At 35.4% G+C, this 20385-nt stretch carries 21 protein-coding genes and 1 other RNA gene; 11 read left to right on the top strand and 11 right to left on the bottom strand.

The features are described from left to right. Nucleotides 1-5: 5 nt before the first annotated feature. The 3 genes from PSR12_RS01765 to PSR12_RS01755 all read right to left on the bottom strand — a co-directional run bounded on the left by PSR12_RS01765 (nt 6) and on the right by PSR12_RS01755 (nt 2763). Nucleotides 6-995, bottom strand: coding sequence for a TAXI family TRAP transporter solute-binding subunit (locus PSR12_RS01765; protein WP_112117189.1), 990 nt, complete (start codon nt 993-995; stop codon nt 6-8). Between the two features lie 290 nt (nt 996-1285). After that, nucleotides 1286-1837, bottom strand: a complete 552-nt coding sequence (locus PSR12_RS01760) for a superoxide dismutase family protein (RefSeq protein WP_004229793.1) — start codon at nt 1835-1837, stop codon at nt 1286-1288. A gap of 161 nt (nt 1838-1998) precedes the next feature. Then, nucleotides 1999-2763, bottom strand: coding sequence for a 3D domain-containing protein (locus tag PSR12_RS01755; RefSeq protein WP_221679043.1), 765 nt, complete (start codon nt 2761-2763; stop codon nt 1999-2001). 298 nt (nt 2764-3061) lie between these two features. Between PSR12_RS01755 and PSR12_RS01750 the strand changes: the two genes are divergently transcribed. Both PSR12_RS01750 and PSR12_RS01745 read left to right on the top strand, forming a co-directional pair. Then, complete coding sequence (locus PSR12_RS01750) at nt 3062-3247, top strand: putative motility protein (protein WP_004229797.1); 186 nt, start codon at nt 3062-3064, stop codon at nt 3245-3247. 36 nt (nt 3248-3283) lie between these two features. Then, nucleotides 3284-4444: a response regulator gene (locus tag PSR12_RS01745; RefSeq protein ID WP_221679041.1), complete on the top strand. Its 1161-nt coding sequence runs from the start codon at nt 3284-3286 to the stop codon at nt 4442-4444. Nucleotides 4445-4500: 56 nt separating this feature from the next. On the opposite strand, the gene PSR12_RS01740 is transcribed toward PSR12_RS01745, so the two are convergent. Then, nucleotides 4501-5517: a GGDEF domain-containing protein gene (locus tag PSR12_RS01740; protein WP_274771329.1), complete on the bottom strand. Its 1017-nt coding sequence runs from the start codon at nt 5515-5517 to the stop codon at nt 4501-4503. Nucleotides 5518-5796: 279 nt separating this feature from the next. Here PSR12_RS01740 and PSR12_RS01735 point away from each other — a divergent pair, with 279 nt between their 5' ends. The 5 genes from PSR12_RS01735 (at nt 5797) to PSR12_RS01715 (ending at nt 13339) form a co-directional block, all read left to right on the top strand. Then, nucleotides 5797-8838: a hybrid sensor histidine kinase/response regulator gene (locus PSR12_RS01735; RefSeq protein WP_274771328.1), complete on the top strand. Its 3042-nt coding sequence runs from the start codon at nt 5797-5799 to the stop codon at nt 8836-8838. A gap of 132 nt (nt 8839-8970) precedes the next feature. Continuing rightward, on the top strand, nt 8971-9660 hold the full coding sequence (locus PSR12_RS01730; protein ID WP_257521030.1) for a response regulator transcription factor: 690 nt from the start codon (nt 8971-8973) through the stop codon (nt 9658-9660). Next, nucleotides 9657-10643 (top strand): sensor histidine kinase, encoded by a 987-nt coding sequence (locus tag PSR12_RS01725; RefSeq protein WP_221679032.1) that lies wholly within the window; start codon nt 9657-9659, stop codon nt 10641-10643. The genes PSR12_RS01730 and PSR12_RS01725 overlap by 4 nt, the downstream gene beginning before the upstream one ends. A 103-nt stretch (nt 10644-10746) precedes the next feature. Beyond that, nucleotides 10747-11508: an ABC transporter ATP-binding protein gene (locus tag PSR12_RS01720; RefSeq protein ID WP_274771327.1), complete on the top strand. Its 762-nt coding sequence runs from the start codon at nt 10747-10749 to the stop codon at nt 11506-11508. Next, nucleotides 11498-13339, top strand: coding sequence for an FtsX-like permease family protein (locus tag PSR12_RS01715; RefSeq protein WP_221679029.1), 1842 nt, complete (start codon nt 11498-11500; stop codon nt 13337-13339). Before PSR12_RS01720 ends, PSR12_RS01715 begins: the two co-directional genes overlap by 11 nt. 393 nt (nt 13340-13732) lie before the next feature. Here the strand turns inward: PSR12_RS01715 and PSR12_RS01710 are convergent, their stop codons facing one another. After that, the gene (locus tag PSR12_RS01710) at nt 13733-14173 is read right to left on the bottom strand and encodes a hypothetical protein (RefSeq protein WP_004229811.1); all 441 of its coding nucleotides are present in this window, start codon (nt 14171-14173) and stop codon (nt 13733-13735) included. A gap of 172 nt (nt 14174-14345) precedes the next feature. On the opposite strand from PSR12_RS01710, the gene PSR12_RS01705 reads away from it, so the two are divergent. Then, nucleotides 14346-14984: a YfbR-like 5'-deoxynucleotidase gene (locus PSR12_RS01705; protein WP_004229813.1), complete on the top strand. Its 639-nt coding sequence runs from the start codon at nt 14346-14348 to the stop codon at nt 14982-14984. 103 nt (nt 14985-15087) lie between these two features. Further along, nucleotides 15088-15600: a zf-HC2 domain-containing protein gene (locus PSR12_RS01700; RefSeq protein ID WP_257521027.1), complete on the top strand. Its 513-nt coding sequence runs from the start codon at nt 15088-15090 to the stop codon at nt 15598-15600. Between the two features lie 51 nt (nt 15601-15651). Here PSR12_RS01700 and PSR12_RS01695 read toward each other — a convergent pair whose 3' ends face one another. Next, the gene (locus PSR12_RS01695) at nt 15652-15990 is read right to left on the bottom strand and encodes a zinc ribbon domain-containing protein YjdM (protein ID WP_048393229.1); all 339 of its coding nucleotides are present in this window, start codon (nt 15988-15990) and stop codon (nt 15652-15654) included. 247 nt (nt 15991-16237) lie between these two features. Between PSR12_RS01695 and ssrS the strand changes: the two genes are divergently transcribed. Together ssrS and PSR12_RS01685 are read left to right on the top strand one after the other, a co-directional pair. After that, a non-coding RNA gene (gene ssrS / locus PSR12_RS01690) (6S RNA) lies at nt 16238-16430 on the top strand. Nucleotides 16431-16606: 176 nt separating this feature from the next. After that, the gene (locus PSR12_RS01685; RefSeq protein ID WP_232735603.1) at nt 16607-17071 is read left to right on the top strand and encodes a hypothetical protein; all 465 of its coding nucleotides are present in this window, start codon (nt 16607-16609) and stop codon (nt 17069-17071) included. Between the two features lie 22 nt (nt 17072-17093). Here PSR12_RS01685 and ytxJ read toward each other — a convergent pair whose 3' ends face one another. The 5 genes from ytxJ to PSR12_RS01660 all read right to left on the bottom strand — a co-directional run bounded on the left by ytxJ (nt 17094) and on the right by PSR12_RS01660 (nt 20353). Beyond that, a complete protein-coding gene (ytxJ, locus tag PSR12_RS01680) occupies nt 17094-17438 on the bottom strand; it encodes a bacillithiol system redox-active protein YtxJ (RefSeq protein WP_221679027.1) in 345 nt (114 codons plus the stop codon). A 93-nt stretch (nt 17439-17531) separates the two neighbouring features. Beyond that, entirely contained in the window at nt 17532-17945 is a 414-nt protein-coding gene (locus PSR12_RS01675) for a VOC family protein (protein WP_221679026.1), read from the bottom strand. A 70-nt stretch (nt 17946-18015) separates the two neighbouring features. Beyond that, nucleotides 18016-18657, bottom strand: a complete 642-nt coding sequence (locus PSR12_RS01670; protein ID WP_274771321.1) for a 3-oxoacid CoA-transferase subunit B — start codon at nt 18655-18657, stop codon at nt 18016-18018. After that, the gene (locus tag PSR12_RS01665) at nt 18654-19361 is read right to left on the bottom strand and encodes a CoA transferase subunit A (protein WP_274771320.1); all 708 of its coding nucleotides are present in this window, start codon (nt 19359-19361) and stop codon (nt 18654-18656) included. Before PSR12_RS01665 ends, PSR12_RS01670 begins: the two co-directional genes overlap by 4 nt. Nucleotides 19362-19444: 83 nt before the next feature. After that, nucleotides 19445-20353: a LysR family transcriptional regulator gene (locus PSR12_RS01660; RefSeq protein WP_221679024.1), complete on the bottom strand. Its 909-nt coding sequence runs from the start codon at nt 20351-20353 to the stop codon at nt 19445-19447. Nucleotides 20354-20385 lie beyond the last annotated feature (32 nt).

The raw sequence follows: 20385 nt of genomic DNA, 5'->3' as shown, positions 1-20385 counted from the left end.
TTACACTATTTCTTTTCATCAAAGTATTTTTGTGCGCCTGGATGAATGTCAATACTAATACCATCTAAACCTGTTTCTGCCTTAATAAATCTTCCTTTATCGTGAGAAATTTTATTTGTATTATCATAAATAGCTTTTGTCATTGAATAAACAACATCTTCCGGAAGATCCTTCTTCACCGCTAGCATAGCCAGAACTGAAACTGTCTCCACATCGTTTGCAATACCATAAGTACCAGCTTTTACTGTGTCTTTTGCATAGTAAGGGTATTTAGCAATTATTTCATCAGCTTTACCCGCATCTAAACCGATAATATTCACTTTCGTTGTAGCATTTAACGCTTCAACAGCACCTGTTGGTGTACCTGCTGTAATAAATGCAGCATCTATTTGACCTGATTGAAGACCATCTGTTGATTCACCAAAATCAAGGTTTTGTGCCTTGATATCATCCATTGTTAATCCATTGATTTCAAGTAATTGTTCAGCATTTGCGTAAGTACCCGAACCTGGCGCACCCACTGATACTTTTTTACCTTTTAAATCTGCATATGTTTTAATACCTGAAGCTTCAGTTGTAACAAGTTGCACTGTTTCTGGATAAAGCGCACCCAAAGCTGAAATTGTATCAATTTTATTGCCATCAAACATCATCTTACCTTCAGTAGCATAATAAGCAATATCCGTTTGAACAAATGCAATCTCACCTTTTCCTTCTTGTAAAGCAGTCATATTGGCAGCAGATGCCTGAGATACCTCTGCAGTAGTTTTAATGCCTGTATCAGTGGTAATTAAATCAGCAAACGTACCTCCAAGCGCATAGTAAGTACCTTGTGTGCCACCTGTTAATAAACTTAAAAACTTAGGTTTTTCGGTTGATTCGGAGTCTTCTCCAGTGTCCTTCGAACCACTCCCACTATCTGATCCACATGCGGCTAATATCATAAGCGCAAAGATACTTAATAGCATTATTAGATTAAATTGTTTCTTCTTCATAGTAACCTTCCCCCTTTGGTTATTTTTAAGAATCTATTTAAAATTAACAAACTTAGTATAATAATGTCAATATATTTATAGTAAATTCAGACTTTTATAATTATACAAAACTACTTACCACCCATTAATTTACAGAGCTATAGCTTTATTTAATTACCCCCTTTATATCTATAATAAACTCATATTTTCTTTTTTTAATAAAATAAAATAACTATTCTAACTGTATAAATAATGAATAGAATATAAAAAACTGCATCTGAAAACAAACAGATACAGTCATACATTCTATACTATTGAATGGCTCCACAAGCTATTCTTGCTCCAGAATTACCAGCAGGATCTGTTTTATAATCATCCGCTGATTCATGAATGACAATAGCACTTCCATCACTATCTAATAGCGAATTAGGTTGATCCTTTTGTAAAGTTAACCCCTCAGCTAAAAAATTAAGATCCACATTGCCATCTTCACCAATTTCCAAATTTGGTAGGTCCCCTAAATGATAGCCATTAGGATTTAATTTACCATGTTCCTTGTTTGTTGGATTAAAATGGGCTCCTGCTGATTCAAATTTAGGTGGCTCACACTTTCCTACTTCATGAATATGGATACCGTGTGTGCCTGGTGGTAAGCCTGTTAATGCAAGCGTCATCATAACGCCATTATCTTCCTCTTGAAGATATGCATTGCCATAGCTTTCATTGTTAGCACCAATCACTTTTGCAGTAGCTGTTAAAGGGGAAGATGCATTGACAGCTACTTTTTCCTCTTTCTTATCAAAAAAACTGCAACCCGCAACAAAAATTAGTAAAGAAAGACTCATTAAGCTTATTTTTTTCATAAAAATACCTCCTCTCTTTCTGATGATTTCCAATTTCTTCAGTACTTATGCACAATTAGTCATTTATGCTTCTATAATGGCTCCTATTTCATTGGAGCTTGAATAGGAAAATCAACCAAAATAAAAGGGATTTCCCAAAGTTCGAGAAACCCCTTCCATAATTAATTTAAGATTTTTACCGTTACTGTTTTGACACCCCACTGAAGTGCTTGTCCTTCAGTAGGAATAAATACATCGATTTTATTTCCTTTAATAGCTCCCCCTGTATCAGCAGCAATTGCTTCACCATAACCTTCCACCCAAACCTTCGTACCGAGTGGAATAACTCGTGGATCTACAGCTATTACCTTTAAATTAGGATTCGATCTTATATCTGTTCCATTGGCTGTAATTCCTGAACAGCCTTCACAATAGGCTGTATAGGCAGTAGCACGCATTGTTAATGTTTTACCAGAAACAGTTGCTGGAGCACTTGCTGGTTTTGTTTTGGCTGGTGCAGTAGGCTTAGTAGCTGTTGCAATCCCCTCGGAAGTTTTTGGCTTTGGTTTTGCAGCTGACGCTTTAATAGCTAGCGATTCACCAGCTAAAATCAAGTCTGAAGCAAGGTGATTCCATTTTTTCAAATCGTCTACTGTCACATTATTAATACGAGCTATTGAAAATAAAGTATCGCCACCCTTGATGACATATTCATCCCCCAACGGTTCTTCTGCTTTTGACGTGTCTTTTACTAAGTCTTGCTCTGGGTAAAACCATAATGAATCCTTTTCATTTAATTGCTGGAACTCACCTACAGTTAAATTATAAATTTGCGGGAGTGCCCATAGTATATTACCTGGCGATTTGTCCTTAGCAAAGGAAGGACTAGCATAGAGACTCACACCAAAAGTCAATACTACCGCTAAAGCTAATGCTCTTTTCTTCATGTTTAGTAATACCTCCATCATTTTATTATTTGTTGCAAATCTGTTGCTAGCACACTAGAGTTGAACGCTCTATTATGTAAGCAACAATAAGTTTGCAAATTAATAACTCAGGACTAGCTGCCTGATATTAGGAATTATTACTATAAAAACGGAAAAATATACAATTTCAATTAATTTTTTAGTAATTTAATCAATTTATTGCGTATAAACTATAATTTAGTAGGGCTGTCTAGGACTTTTTTATATTAGATATTTGCTATATTTAGCCGATAAAAAAAGAAAAGGAGGGAATATAAAAATGGAGGTTAATTCACTTATGTCATCTCAGCTGATGGAGCTCCAACAAACAGTACAGATGAGTGTCATGCAAAATGCTCTTAATTTAAACACAACTACAGCAATTGAATTACTGAAAGAACTACCTCAGCAACAAACAGCTCCCACTCACCCATACAAAGGATCTATAATAGATATCTCAATCTGATCATACAGCCATATTTATGAAAAGGAGGTTCCTTATGTGATTCGGGTAATTGTCGTGGACGATGAGCCATTAGCTCTGGTTAGTATGAAAAAACATTTAAATGAATTTGATAACATAGAGGTCATTCGAACCTTTACTACAGCAAAGGATGTACTGAAAGAAGGACCTACCTTAGACTTTCAAGTAGCATTTTTAGACGTTGAAATGCCCGGTATGAGCGGATTAGAAGTAGCACAATTGTTAAAAACATGGGATAAAAATATCTGTATCATATTTGTAACTGCCTATCGAGACTATGCTGTTCAGGCATTTGATGTACAATCTCTTGATTATTTATTAAAGCCAGTTTCAAAATCTCGCTTAGAAATGACAATTAACAGAATACAAAAGCTATTCCAAAAAGAACTATCATCGGAGAAAACTCGAACGCATCAAAAGCCTATGCTTCAAATCAGATGCTTTGGAGAGTTTGTCGTTTCTTTTGATGAAAAAGTAATTCATTGGAGAACAATTAAAACAAAAGAGTTGTTTGCCTTTCTATTTTTACAGCTTCATATGCCAGTACCTCGTGATAACATTTTAGATTCACTTTGGAGTGATACGGATGTAAAAAAAGCCAGAGTACAATTGCATACTACTGTCTCCTACTTACGTACAACACTTTCAGCTTATGGCTACACGGATGTCATTGAATATGCGAATGGCTGCTATATTCTGAAACTAAACGATTTTCAATGTGATGCCTTTGATTTGGAGGATATCTTAAATACCAAAGCTGAAACAGGAAGATTAAATATTGAAAAAGCTGAGGAACTCATCCAAAATTACCATGGTGAGTTTATGGCAACAATGGACTATGCATGGACTACTAGTAAAGCAAATTTGATGAATAAACAATTTAGTCAACTACTTGATGAATTGATACTTTATTACTCTAAAAATCAGAATCTTAAAAACAGAGAGCGTTCATTGTTATTTGCTTTAGAGTTTAATCCGTATTCCGACAAAATCGTGCAGCAATTAATCCAACATTATACTGAAATTGGAAATCGCGCAGAAGCTATAAAAATATATCATTCGTTTAATAGCCTTCTATTAACAGAATTAAATGTGTCACCATCTCAGGAAACCACAGAACTTTTTCAAAATGTCTTACAGGCACATGAAAAAGAGTACGAAACAAGCGTTTACCCCTAAGGACACATGAAAAAACATGCTAGCGTCAAGTGCTAGCATGCTTGTATAGTTTAATATTATTTAACAATCATTTGTCTCATATTACTTACAACACATAAACAGTTTCTTCCAGATTGTTTAGCCTTATATAAAGCATGATCTGCAATTTCTATCAATTGATTGGGACTCTGGACATTAGGGGTAAAAGCCGTAATTCCAGCAGACATTGTCACAGGTCTCCCACACACAGTTTCTTGTAAACCTTGTTTAATTCGGAGACTTTCCGCTAGTTGAACTGCATCCTCTATATTCATAGAAGGTAAGATGACCATAAATTCTTCGCCGCCAAATCTAAAGCAAAAACCCTTTTCCCCGACACTGCTCTGCATAGTCATCGCAAAGGCTTTTAAAACTTCATCCCCTACAGTATGACCATATGTATCATTTATACTTTTAAAATCATCTAAATCTATTAAGATAATGGCATGGGGATCCTTATCAATAATTAATTTGTGTAAAATTTGATCCATTCTTCTGCGATTAAGAATCCCTGTTAGTGAATCTAAGTTCAACTGCTCTGTTAAGTCATTGATTTTACTTTCCGAACAGATCATCATATTTTGAACATTCTTTTTCAATAAATTTACCTCATCATACCAATCAGCGATTTCCTCAATCCCTTGTGCTCCTTCATCTACTTCAATCCTTTTCGATAGCTCTTTAAGAGGCTGTGTAATTTTGATAGCAAACCAAATAGCAAACCCCATAATAGTTGCTATAACTATTATGATTGGGCCTAGGACTTTTTTAAAAAACAAATTGAAGGACACTATTCCTTCACCAAGTAAAGTATCAACTATTTGTTGCGTATACGGCTCTAATGAATGGTCATCTGTCTTAGCATCTTGTAAATAGCTTTCTGTAATTGTCGAGACTTCCATTACATAAGTTTCTTGTACATTTGCTTTATGTTCCTTCAAAATTTCATTGAAATTACGATAGCTAATCCAAATACTAATACTAGATGTCACGAGGACAACAATAGTTGTCACACTAATAATAAGAAACGATAACTTTAACTTGAATTTACCCACAATAGATCATTTCTCCCATTGAGATGTTTTGTCGTTAATCTTATCTATGTTTAAATTTCGATATACTTATTCAATCATCATACGTCAAACCTCTTAAAGAAAACTTAAACACTAATGATTTTTTCCTTCTTCAATTTAAAAGGAAAAAATCGATAGTACTACTAACTCCAAATTGTTCTATTTATATAGGCTTAAAGCATTCTTTTATTATCCATTATATTTTCTTTTTTCCAATTTCGTGGCATGGTAGATAGAGATTCATTAGGAGGGAAAATTGCTGTGTTGAGAAAAGCTTCTACCCAACATCTACTTATTATAATTGCCATTTTTATAGTCCTTACTTTTCTAAGGTTATTATGGTTAAACTATTTCCTCCCCTCTACACATCAGCCTAGTGCCAAAGATGGTGTGGTCAACATAAACAATTTGACTACTTCGGAAGAAGAAGTTATTTCCTTGGATGGAGGATGGATCTATTATCCTGGACAATTTGTGAATGCTGAAAATAAGGGGGGTAACAAAGAGAGTCATAGCGATACCTATAATATACAAAATATTCCTGCATTAAAAAAAGAGCGAACAACTCAACCCTATGGCACTTATCAGTTAAGAATTCTGCTACCTAACACTTCAGATAATGATCGATATGCCATTCGTATCCCTGCTATCTCAACTGCTTCAAACCTATATATAAATGGAAAGCTAGTAGGGAAATCAGGCAAAGTAGCAGATAATGCGGAAGACCATGAAGGTCAGGCTGCACCTTATACTGTTTATTTTACTAATACGCAATCTGAAATTAATCTCATACTTCATGTATCTAATTTTGATACACCTACAAGTCCTATTATTAATAAAAGGATTTTATTTGGCACTGCTTTGGCAATGACGCATCATCAATTAATTGTAGGGCTATCTCTTTCAACTATTGTAGTTATGCTAATCATATTCTCTCTTTTTAGCATACTTGTATATTTGTTCATCTATCGAAAATCTATCGTTTTACTTTTCACATTTGGCTTTCTTTTGCCCTTAGCAGATGAATTAATTACGTTTGATCGCTCCCTACTGGATTGGTTGCATATGAATTATGTATGGTCCTATAAGTTTTCTTCCATTATTTTCCTAGGAGCCTCCTTTTTCTTTGTTCAGTTTATGAGAGTCCTCTTAGTCAAATATCACAACACTAAAACATTTCAATGGATTTTTGCTTGTTATATTTTAAATGCAATACTCACGATTGTTTTACCAATGCCATGGCTGATACCTACGAAGAATATTTTCTTCGTACTTTATCTAGTATCCTTTCTTTACGTAGTGGTACTGGCTCTTAGAGAGTATCTAGAAAACCAAAAAAGAAGCTCTGCTTTTATTGCACTAACAGCTATCGGCACAACAAATGGTATTATATGGGGCTTCATTAAATCTGTATACGTATTCGATATTCCCGTTTATCCATTCGATTATTTATTTATCATGCTTGGTTTTTCTAGCTATTGGTTCAAACGTTTTCATGAGAACTCTCAGCAAATTCAAAACCTAGTGACAAAGCTACAACACGAGGATGCTTTAAAAGATGAATTCCTTACAAGCAATGCAGAAAAACTTTGGAGTCCAATGAATAGGATGATTACCCTAGGTCAATCCATTTATGACAACCCACAGAACAAACTTGTTACTGAAGATGAAAAAAACCTTAAACACCTAATCGATATAGGTAGAAGTATGTCCTTTACGTTAAACAACATACAGGATTTTACTCGTTTAAAAGAAGGAGATTTACATCTTCATACACAAAGTGTAAATCTTCAAGGTGCTGTTTATGGAGTTTTTGATATCCTCCGCTTTATTGCAAATGGTAAGCAAATACATATGGTGTCTTTAGTACCACCAAATTTCCCAAATGTATTAGCCGACGAAAATCGCCTTATTCAAATCCTATTTAACATTTTGCATAATGCCCTAAAGTATACAGGTGAAGGCTCTATAGAAATTATTGCTCGTGAAAAACAGCATATGGCTATTATCCACATTCGTGATACTGGACAAGGAATGGACAATTTTGTACAAAGTCTTTTGTATTCTCCCTATGAACAGGGTCAGGAATATGATGAAGGCATTGGTATTGGCCTACTTATTTCAAAAAAACTGATTGAATTGCATGGTGGTACGTTAAATATACAATCTATTCCTAACAAAGGAACGAATATTTATTTTACATTACCTCTTGCAGATGAAAGCACACAAAATCAGGAATACGCAACCTTTAATGCACAAGCTAAAACTCAGCTATCCACAACAAATGAACAAGAGTTATCCATGGTGTCAGATAAGCATTTCAGGATTTTAATGATTGATGATGACCCTATGAATTTAGCAACGATGAAAAGTATATTTTCGATCTCTGAATACGAAATTACTACTGTTACAAGCAGTGAGAAAGCTCTAGCCCTCATTCAGCAAGAAGCATGGGATTTAGTAATTGTTGATGCAATGCTTCCGTATATTTCAGGCTATGCTGTGATTCAAAAAATACGAAAACAATACTCATTGCTGGAATTACCCATCTTATTATTGACGATAAGAAAGCACCCTGAAGATGTTTATACAGGCTTTGCCTATGGTGCTAATGATTATGTAACAAAACCTATTAATGCATTAGAGCTAAAAGTAAGAAGTCGAGCTTTAATTGATTTAAAATATAGTATTCAACAACGTCTACATCTAGAAAGTGCTTGGCTGCAATCTCAAATCCAACCACACTTCTTATTTAATACACTTAATACCATTGCCTCACTTAGTACTATTGATACAGATAGAATGATTGATTTAATGCATCACTTTGGTGAATATTTACATGCCAGCTTCGATGTCCGAAATCTTCAAAGAGTAGTACCACTACAGCATGAGCTCGATTTAGTTCGTTCGTATCTTTACATTAAACAGCAGCGATTTGGAGAATTAATTCAGATTGAATGGGATATTGATGAAACAATACAAATTGACATTCCTCCAATTTCTTTACAAACGTTAGTTGAAAATGCCATTCGACACGGTATATTAAAGAAGGAAGAAGGTGGTACTGTTTGTATTCGTATTAAAGATTTCACAACTTATGTATCCATTAGTGTAATTGATGATGGTGTGGGAATTAGCCCCACTCTATTAGAGGAATTGCAAGAAGATTACAAAGGGACAAGCTCTGGTATAGGAATAAGAAATACAAATCTACGACTTAAAAGAATTTATGGCCAACAATTACAAATTCAAAGTACTATAAATCAAGGTACAAATGTTACTTTCCATATACCTAAAGATTAAAAACAGGAGTCATTACAGTGCAAATTTGAATCTGTAGTGACTCTTTTCTCAAGTTTATAATAACAATTTTTCTATAGATTTTTTGAAATGAGGGTACATTATACATATAGAATAAAGGAAGGATCGATAGGTATGTACAAAATATACATAATAGAAGATGATGCAAATATAGCTTCACTGATTGTCGAGCATTTAGCTAAATATCAGTTTGAATGCTTTACTGTACAACAATTTCCACACATTATTGAAGAATTTAATACGATACAACCACACCTAGTCATTATGGATATCAATCTCCCGACTTACGATGGCTATTTTTGGTCACGGAAAATCCGTCAACTCTCAACCTGTCCCATCGTCATTGTCTCTGCCAGAGTAAATGATATTGATCAAGTATATGGAATTGAAAATGGTGCCGATGACTTTATTACAAAGCCCTTTTCATTGGATGTACTCATGGCAAAAGTAAATGGACTACTTCGACGTACCTATGGTGAATATGCTTTAACCGAGACAACAACCATAACTATAGCCAATACTACATTAAATCCAGATACAGTTCGTCTACAAACAAAAGGCAAAGATAGCCTGTTAACGCTAAAAGAAATGCAGCTTAGTAAGTTATTATTCGAAGCTTACCCTAATGTAGTGCCGCGTCAAAAGCTTTTAAGTGCTATTTGGGATGATGAAACCTTTGTTGAGGAAAATACTTTGTCTGTGAATATTGGTCGATTACGTAGAAAATTGGAAGCCGTACACTCTCATCTTGAGATTAAAACAATTCGTGGTCTTGGATATCAATTGGTGGAGGAAAGTAAATGAAACTATTCTTTCGAGATCATCTTAGTTTCATTATTCTCTATAGCATAAGCTTCCTCCTATTACCTTGGATAATACATGTATTAGATGACCTATCCGCACACTATGCCTACTTTATTTTTCTTGTCAGCTTTCTATTTATTCTGTGGCTACTCGGTCGTTATTATCGAAGAAGAAAGTTTTATCATCATTTACAAAAAAATATCAACACACAGGATGATCTTCATTTATTTGAACCACGTGCAGCTATTGAGCAATACTATAGTGAAAAACTAAGGCAAATACAGTATTTATTTTTAACCCAACAGCAAAGATTGGAAGAACAAGCACATGAGAAGCAACTTGTTCTATCACATTTTGCACATCAAATGAAGACACCTTTATCTGTTATTCAATTAATCGTTCAAGCTACACCCAACAAGACCACTGATGAATTGCAGCAATGGCATACCATCAATAAAGAGTGCAATAAATTGACATTTACCCTCAATCAGTTATTAACGTATGAGCGCACATCTCATTTAGTAGCTGATTTAAAAATTGAACCTATTGTTTTAAAAGGGCTCGTGCAAGAAGTGATCAATGATTTGAAGGATTTTTTTATCATAAGAGAAGTTTTTCCAAAGCTGACGTTTGCTGAAGACCAAATCATTTATTCAGATCGAAAGTGGTTAAAAATTGTACTTTATCAAGTATTAAATAACGCCATTAAATATAGTGAAATGGCAAGCACCATTCATATCGACTATGAAAATGAGGCTTTACACATAACCAATCGTGGTGAGACCATTCCTTCTAGCGAAATAGCACGAGTCTTTGATTTATTTTATACAGGTATGAAGGGGCGATCAAGTGGCGAAGCAACAGGTATAGGCTTATATCTAGTGAAAAAAATATTAACTACACTAGAGCACCCCTTCACTTTACAATCTTCTGAGCATGTCACTATTTTTTCCATTAATTTTTCAAACAGTCTTAAAAAATGAAGATGACAACTTTGTCATCTTCACGTCATCAAGAGAAATAGGTTATGTGCCGCTCCTTTTCTATACTAAAGGTATCTAATGACCATAAAGGAGTTGTTTTAATTTGGGTAACGCCATACTACAAGTAACCAATTTGCACAAGGAATATATCGGTGAGATCACCTATAAAGCGTTAAACGGTATCGATTTTCAGCTACAGCAACAGGAATTTGTAGCTGTCATGGGACCTTCAGGTAGTGGGAAAACAACATTTTTAAATAGTGTATCCACTATTGATCGTCCTACCGCTGGCGATATCTTCATAAACAATCATAATCCTTACGCATTAAATGATGAGAACCTCGCCAAATTTAGACGCACTGAACTAGGTTTTGTATTTCAGGATTTTAATCTTGTGCATACATTAACAGTGAAAGAAAATATTTTATTGCCATTAACATTAGATAGCCTACCTGCTTCAAAAATGCTTCAACGTTTAAAGGATGTCGCTCAATTTCTCGGTATCGAGGAACTATTGCCTAAACGTATTTATGAAATTTCAGGTGGACAAAAACAACGAGTAGCCATCGCTCGTGCCGTTATACATGGACCAAGTTTATTGTTAGCAGACGAGCCTACAGGAAACTTGGATTCAAAGGCTGTCAATGATGTCATGAACTTATTTTCCTCAATTAATCAAGAGCTTGATACGGCTATTCTCATGGTGACACATGATCCTTATGTAGCAAGCTTTGCCAATCGCATTATTTTTATTAAAGATGGGAAATTATATAACGAAATACATCGAGGCAACAACCGTAAGCAATTTTATCAGGAAATTATGGACACGCTTGCTTTTCTGGGTGGTGGACAGCATGAGCTTTAATCATATTGTGCTTCAAAATATTTTACGTGACAAATGGACGTATGTTTCTTACTTCTTGAGTAGTATGTTTTCTATTATTATTTTCTTTCTATTTTCTGTTATCGTCTTTCATCCAAATCTGAAAAGCCTAGATCCAGACTCTACACTTGGAATTTCTTTAATGCTAGCTAGTATGCTCGTTTATTTATTCTCTTTTATCTACATTACCTATTCAATCACAGCATTTTTACGTAAGAAGACCAAGACCTTAGGAATATTTATGATTACTGGGGCTTCCATGAAGCAGATTCGTAAGCTGGTCTTCCGTGAAAATCTGTTAATTGGCATTTTAGCTATTCTGGCAGCTATCGTTCTCGGCCTTGTCATTACACCTCTTTTCTTAATGGGTGCAAAAGTTATTTTAAAGGCAGAAACATTTGGTATGTACATGCCTCTTCAAGCAATTAGTATAACCATAGGATTATTTCTGATTTTATTTGTTGTGATATCGACAGTTGTTACGAGGTTCATTAATAAAGAAGCGTCTATCCAACTCTTAAAAAGTGATACAGTTATCGAGAAATCTATTAAGCCTCATTATGGGTTATTAATACTAAGTATTTTGATGTCTGCCACTTTAGCTTGCTTGCTAAAAATCGAGCATTCCATTGTAGACACGTTAAGTGTCCTTTATTATCTGTTATTTTTTATTAGCATTCTTAGTACGATTTATTTAGTTATTACACAAGGATTTCGTTTGTTATTGAAAATATATGAAAAGTCTCCTGCCTATCTTCAAAAAACAAATATGCTTTTGGCGTCCAATTTAAATGCAAAAATGAAATCACATGCAAATATGCTGTTTCTCATTACTATCCTATTAAGCGGTGTCTTTCTATGTACAAGTATTTTATTTAGCTCTTATTACAATGTAAAAAAGACTAGTGAAGAAAATTATCCATATAGCTTTCAATATATTGCTGATCCAAAAGCTGATGACAACATGGTAAAGGCTGATCTTGATTATCTTGAAAATACTTTATCAACGGTTGAAGCTCACAAGTATTTTATTGAATTTAAATCAAACGAAGATCAACGTATTGGCTATATGCCTTTATCAAATTTTAATCTGATACAGCATCAGGAAATCAAACTAAGTAAAGATGAGTTTATTGCCGCCGCTGGTAATCGTGGTGAAGCACCAATAATAAACACTGCCAGCGACCTGTTTATAAAGTCTTTCAAACTAGCCAGCACCCATGAGCAAAATCTGCTATCTACTGGCTTCCAACAAAGTTATTTCATTGTACCTGATGACATTTACAAAACCATTGACTACCCTGTTTATAAAACGTATATCTATGAACTGGAAGATTGGACAGCCCATACAGATTTGGCAAGAACTATTACCAGTGACTTACCCTCTTTACCTGGAGAACGTTATGTAACATCCAAAATTGATTTATATAACACAGAGATGTTTGTCAAAAGCGTCATGTTCTTTATCGGCTCCATGTTAAGTCTAATTTTCTTAAGTGCAGCCATGAGTATATTGTACTTCTATTTACAAACAACATTACAACAAGAGAAGGAAAAGTATATTGGTATCCGTAAGTTAGGACTTTCTAGAAATGAATTAGCTACCATTATCACTAAAGAATTGGCGATTCTTATTTTTGTACCATTCACTATAGCTATTACACTCTTGCTAATTACCCTTTTGGCTATGCGAACAATGGTTTCTACAGCATTTTTACAAGTTTCCATAGCTAGCTCTTGTTGTTTCTTTGTACTTTTCCTCATTAGCTATGTATTCATTCGAAAAAGTTATTTTAAACGCTTAGTAAGCTAAAAAAAATCGCACTCCTTAAGGGTGCGATTTTTTCATAGTGTTGAAAAACAAACCAATTAATAGAATCTTTATGAAAGGTGAAAATGTTTCCTTTTAGCAAGGTTTTTCAAATAAAGTGAAGGTATTAACTACTCATTTTAGTGAGGAGTATCGTCACTCATCACTTCTCCCCATTGAAAATAAAAGCCCTAATTCAAATAATGGGTTATTTGATCGCTACTGCTGATAAGGAAAAGACACTTCTGCAGCATGGTTGATTGAAGAGGAGCCAGCGTCACTCCTAAGGGATCTAGCGGCTCATCGGACGCCCCCTGGAAAGGACGACGCTGGCGGAACGGAAATCAGCCTCTCACCTTGTGAAAAGGGCTTTTTCTGCAGATAACATTATCTTTTTTACCAAAGAACGGGCTTTGCTACCATCAGCCATAGCATAATAAGCAATAATACTATATACATCCATGTTTTACGATGCAACAGTGAAACAAATTGTAGATGATTAAATGCTGGTGTATTAAAAGTACGCAACGTCGGTTTAAACGCTCTTGCTAGAAATACGATGGATGCAAACATCACGAGGAAGGTTAATACAATCCACGAGGTATTCCAATAATAGCCCGCATGCCACATTAACAAAATACCCGAGGCTACTAGTACATGCCCCGAATGTTTGACGAGCGTAATGGCCCCCTTAAAGGCTTCTATATATGGTGGCATGTCATCCATGGAAGCTGTACGCATTTTTTTTACAATGGTGAGCACAACGAACAAAGGCCCAATCGAAAGAATAGCACTTAAAATATGTATATAAAGAAGAAGTGTATAAATGGAAAACATGCTGTGTACTCCCCTTTTCATCAGTCCCTTTCATTATAGCATTCAAGCTGAATTTACTTTATCAGCAATTGTGAATCCTTTGTAAACACAGCTTGAAACATTGTTAAATTGTTTGAAAACCGTATAAAGAGGGTATTGTTTATAGTAACATGCACTTATAGAACAAAAAGGAGTGATTTTTATAGGAATTCACCAATTTTTTACAAGTCTTAATGATTTAGAGCGTATCATTCGTTGCCCTGGTCGCTTCAAATTTGAAGAGCACAATGTGGCAGCCCATTCTTGGAAAGTGTCACAATATGCGATGTTTTTCGCAACGTTAGAAGAAATGCACGGTGCAACAGTTGATTGGAAATCTTTATATGAAAAGACAATCAATCATGACTTTGCGGAAGTGTTTATTGGTGACATTAAGACACCAGTAAAACATGCTAGCCCAGAGTTAAAGCAAATGCTCGCACACGTGGAAGAAAAAATGATGGAAAAATTTATTATCAATGAAATCCCACAAGAATTTCAGGCTGTTTTCTTTGAACGGATGAAAGAAGGAAAGGATCATACTTTAGAGGGTCGGCTACTTGAATTTGCGGATAAACTCGACCAGTTTTACGAGGCTTTCGCAGAATTAAAGCGTGGTAATACTGACAAAGAATTTGTCTATATGTACCAATCAGCCCTTTCAAAACTTTTGGCCATTCCACTTGAAGCGACAGTTCATTATTTCCGCACAGAAATTTTAAAGGACGCAGTAAAGGAAAAAACACATATCGATATTCAAGCATTAACAAATGAAGTATTAACATCAAACTAATAGGGTGCATGTACAAGTTTTCCGATTGAAAAATTCACGGAAGGCTTTTTTTATTTTCCGCAAAAAGTCGTATAATGAGGAGAGATTGAATGGAGGGAAAGTATTGTCACAGGAATGCTCAATTATAGAAGATTTAATACCTCTTTATAAAAAACAACTGCTTCAAGCATCAACAATAGAATTTGTCGAACGGCATCTAACAACTTGTCAGCAATGTCAGCAGCTAGTAGTCAATTCATCAACTCAGAACGCATACTTGCCCATGAAAAGAACAGTATCCTTTTTTCATATCATATTTATTGTATTATCCTTTATGTTTGCCATTAATTCGTCCTTACTCGGCAATCAAAAGGGCTTTGTCCTCTCATATGCTCTTTTCGGCTGTCTTTCTTACCTTTTCTATAAAAACATCTGGATTGTTTTTATCATAAGCTCTGTGCCTGTATTCGTTTGGGCTATCATTAATAATCTTAATAATGAGCTCTATATTACAACCTTTTCTTTAACAGAAATAGGAACGCTAGTGATTGGAGCTGGCTACATTGCACTTTTACATACCATTTTCGCCTTAATTGGCGCAGCTTTTGCCATTCTATTACGTAGGGTTTTTCAATAAACAAAAAAGCACCTCGAACTTTTTTACCAAAGTTGAGGTGCATTTTGTTTGTTAGGCCTTTTTCACAAATTCTGATTTTAATTTCATGGCACCAAAGCCATCAATTTTACAGTCAATGTTATGATCGCCTTCCACTAAACGGATACTTTTTACCTTTGTCCCAATTTTTAAAGTGGAAGAACTACCCTTCACCTTTAAATCCTTAATAACAGTAACTGAATCGCCGTCAGCTAACAGATTACCATTTGCATCTTTTACAATAAGTGCATCTGATTCTTGTTCAGTTGCGTCCATACTCCATTCATGCGCACATTCTGGACATACATAGTTTGCTCCATCCTCATATGTATATTCAGAATGACATTTTGGACAATTCGGATAAGCTGCCATTTTTGCTTCCTCCTTTTACATTTTTACTAGGAAAATCCTCTTTATGCTCCTATCTTTACATAGTCGACCTTATTTAGCAAAGGTTGTTCGTATTTTACGTTCGCATTTGTGAAAAAAATATGAAACATCAGCACCTTTTTGAAGGTAGTGCAAGATGTTTATAACGCGATTTGGAACACTTGCCCATTGACTAATTTTCCATTATCATCTTACTTGCATGTTTATCGATCATGCTTTATTATATCCATAAAGGCTGCATTGTTCGTATAATATTAAGTTTTAACCTTTAAGCTGTAAAAGGGAGTTTTATTATTGGAGTTGGAATGACGGGCCTCACACTACGGTGCATGAGGATAAGCAGGAAAACTTCTGCGAACACCCACTTTGAGGAGTGGTGGTTTAAAACTTTCTATAATAACTACGGCATACGCGGCTTTTTATACATGATTGATACAGCACCTTAGCTATTTTGGTTAAGGTGCTTTTTTATATTCAGGCTATTCTCCGCTTCTCTATTCAATCACTTCCTAACCATTCATAAAAAGTAAGGATAACCTTCTTGTATTTTGTATAATTCCCTCCCATTTTGCACATAGATGGAGTAACAAGGGAGGTTATGACATTGAAGAAAATAATTTATCTATTGGTTTTTACTTCACTACTGTTAGTAGCTTGTGGAAAGAGTGCTGAACCAAAGGAAGTAGCAGTCGATCAAAATACGAATGTTGAAGATATTGTAGGCGCGATTGTGAAAAACGAATTCTCTGTGGATGAATCGAAAGACGGTGTTGTCACAATTTCCATTCAAGATACAGATGTAACAGAAGGATCGAAAAGCCAGATGCTAAAGGATTCTACTAAAATTTTCGCTGATTTGTCCAAATTAAAAAATGTGAAGACACCGGCTATTACTTGGTATGCTCCTCTCACTGAACCTGATGGGGACAAAACAATGACTGAGGTTTTGAATATTTATTTTAGTGAAGAGGATTTTCACAAAATAGACTGGGCCAATTATCTACAGGTCGATATCGAGTCTAGCGCTACAAATTATCATGAAGATGAGGCCTTGGAAGATTAATCACATAAAGATACCCCACAGCCTATTGTGGAGTATCTTTTTTTACATATTGTTCTATAGCGTTTTCTAAAAGAGAGTGCTTTATTTTGTAGTGAGTTGCTTGCCAAATTCCTTTCCCACCCTGCAGGATTATTAGTTGAGGTGATTCGTGCTTCACTTGAAGATCACAGGCAATAGCATTTGAAATTACCCGATCCATCTGCACAATGACAAGATATTTAGGCAATTTCGTTTGTAATACTTTATATTCCTTTAAAGCTGAAATACTACTTATACATGTCATGCTAATTTTTAACACAAGGCAAGGTTTGAACTTCGATTGCTCCAAAACCTCACACCATTTGTTTAATGTCATTATTCGTTGCATTTTGTAACCCCCTAAACAGATTATATACTACAAGGGGTATTTTAGGTTACAAAAAACACGAGACTACATACGTGCTCGTGCTTAAAATTTTGTTTAAATGCCTTCCGTATTCATGAATACTAGACGCCAGCCATCCGGGTCTTCAATGGTTACCCCTTTTTCAGCCCAATATTGATTTTCAGGCTCAACTTCGGGATATCCCATGACCGCAAGACGTTCGGCAATATGACGAATCGTATCTCTATTTGGGATATAAAGTACGAGTAGATTGTCCTTACTTGGTGCTGGACAAGGGCTACCGTCAATATGCTCTGTAAATTCTAAGTGATAACCTGCATTTGGAAGACCAATCATTAAACCATTATAGCCACGATGTTCTGTAAACGAACCAATTTTCTTTAATCCAACACCTTCACAGTAAAACCGTTCTACTTCCTTTAGCTGATCGGTTGGTCTTGCTACACGCACCTGTGCTACTGCTAATTCATTTGTCCATTGTTGTTCCATTGTTATGAAATCCCCTTTTAGATTATTGTAAAATGAGACCATAACGCTGAAAACAGTCCTAGGTCTGAAGTTATTGTATAAGAGCAACGCTAAAAGAAGCAGCTGTTTTCTCTTTTACTTCCTCTAAAGAAACACCATCTGCTAATTCTATCAGTTGCATGCCATCTTTCGTAAAATCAAATACAGCCAAATCTGTAATTAATCGATGTACGACACCTTTACCCGTTAGTGGAAGTTCACATTGTTTTTTAATTTTAGATTCACCATTTTTATTTACATGCTCCATGACGACAATCACTCTCTTGGCACCAACGACGAGATCCATTGCGCCACCCATGCCCTTCACCATTTTCCCAGGAATCATCCAGTTAGCAAGATCTCCTGTTTCAGATACCTCCATACCTCCTAAGATGGCAAGGTCAATATGTCCACCGCGAATCATTGCAAATGATTCTGCACTGTCAAAGAAGGATGCCCCTGGAACTGCCGTAACTGTTTCTTTACCTGCATTGATTAAATCAGGATCTACTGCATCCTCTACTGGATAAGGACCAATACCGAGAAGTCCGTTTTCGGATTGTAAGAGTACGTCATAATCGGCTGGAATCGCATTGGCAACAAGTGTTGGAATACCTATGCCTAAATTGACATTCATACCGTTGGCTATTTCTTTTACTGCACGATTAACAATTTTTTGTCTTGTATCCATCATGCTTCCCCCTTTTTCACCGTTAAACGCTCAATACGTTTCTCGTAATTTTCACCTAATAATACACGTTGTACAAAAACCCCTGGTGTATGAATGTGATCGGGATCTAGCTCGCCTACTTCTACAATTTCCTCCACTTCAGCTATTGTAATTTTCCCTGACATAGCAGCTAATGGATTAAAATTGCGTGATGTTTTTCTATAAACTAAATTTCCTAGCTTATCGGCTTTCCATGCTTTGACCAGAGCAAAGTCAGCAACAATACCTTCTTCCAAAATATATTCTTTGCCATCAAAAACCTTCACTTCTTTTCCTTCAGCAATTGGCGTTCCAACCCCTGTAGCTGTGTAAAAGCCAGGAATTCCCGCTCCACCTGCACGCAAACGTTCTGCAAGAGTTCCTTGCGGTGTCAACTCTACTTCTAGCTCACCACTTAAAAATTGTAGTTCAAAAATCTTATTTTCTCCTACATAAGAAGCTACCATTTTTTTTATTTGCTTGTTTGCTAATAGTAGACCCAATCCCCAGTCATCTACACCACAGTTGTTACTGACAACGGTTAAATCCTTTGTTCCCTGTTGCACTAATGCTGCGATTGATTTTTCGGGTATACCACATAGCCCGAAGCCACCTACAGCTAATGTATCTCCATCCTTAATATCCGCAATCGCTTCTTCAAACGAACTCCATACCTTACCATTCCCCATCTCGAAACCTCCCTGAATTGCTCGTTTATTAAGGAAAATTCTACATCATTGTTATTTTACAAGTAAAGGAATTAATTAGAATACTACTTATTCCTATATGGAATAAATCTATTTTCCCCATTCCTATCTATCATTTCAAGTAACTGTTTTAATGCATAAGATTGATATGTATTTTTCTTCGTAATAACCCCTAAACGCCACGGCATTTCAAAATCATCTAATGGAATTATTTTCACATTGGTATTTGTTTGCTTGGCTGCAATGGAATGGGGTAACAATGTAACCCCTAAATTGGAGGATACTAACTCTACAATCAAGTCCCACTGTGAACTTTTATAGCCGATTGTAGGTGTAAAACCAACACTTTCACAGGATTTAATTATATAGTCGTGAAGCGTGAACTCCTCTGCAAAGATAATGAACGTTTCATTTTTTAAATCTTGTAAAGCTATGGATTTCTGGTGTGCATAGGGGTGAGATTCATTCATAAAGACATAAAACTGGTCTTCTATAAAGGATTGAACAGCAAACTTCCTTTCATCTACTGGTAATACAACGATGCCCATATCAACATCACCATTTTCAACTAGCATTTCTACCATTTTTGCACCACGTTCGATAAGTGCTAAATGTACTTCAGGATATAGCTGATGAAATCCCCTAGCGATTTCAGGGAAAAATAATGTTCCAATTAAAGGTGGGATCCCTAACTTGATAGCACCTGTTTTAATATTTAATAAATCGTCTAGCAAAATATGTAGTTCTTGAACAGCATGCATTATTTTTTGTCCTTGATTATAAACAATACTACCTGCATCAGTAAGTTCTACATTACGCGTTGATCTGTTCAACAACTCAACTTGTAATGATTCTTCTAATTTTTTAATACTTTTGCTTAATGAAGGCTGAGATACAAAGGAATCATGTGCAGCCTTTGTAAAACTCCTATGCTCAACAACAGCCATAAAGGCTTTTAAATCTCTTAATTCCATCACTATCTTCTCCATTTATTTGTATTTGTTAT

This window comes from Lysinibacillus sp. G01H, assembly GCF_028872195.1.
In the GTDB taxonomy this organism is placed as follows: domain Bacteria; phylum Bacillota; class Bacilli; order Bacillales_A; family Planococcaceae; genus Lysinibacillus; species Lysinibacillus capsici.
The sequence above is the reverse complement of the archived record's forward strand: the minus strand, read 5'-3'. Positions and strand labels throughout refer to the sequence as shown.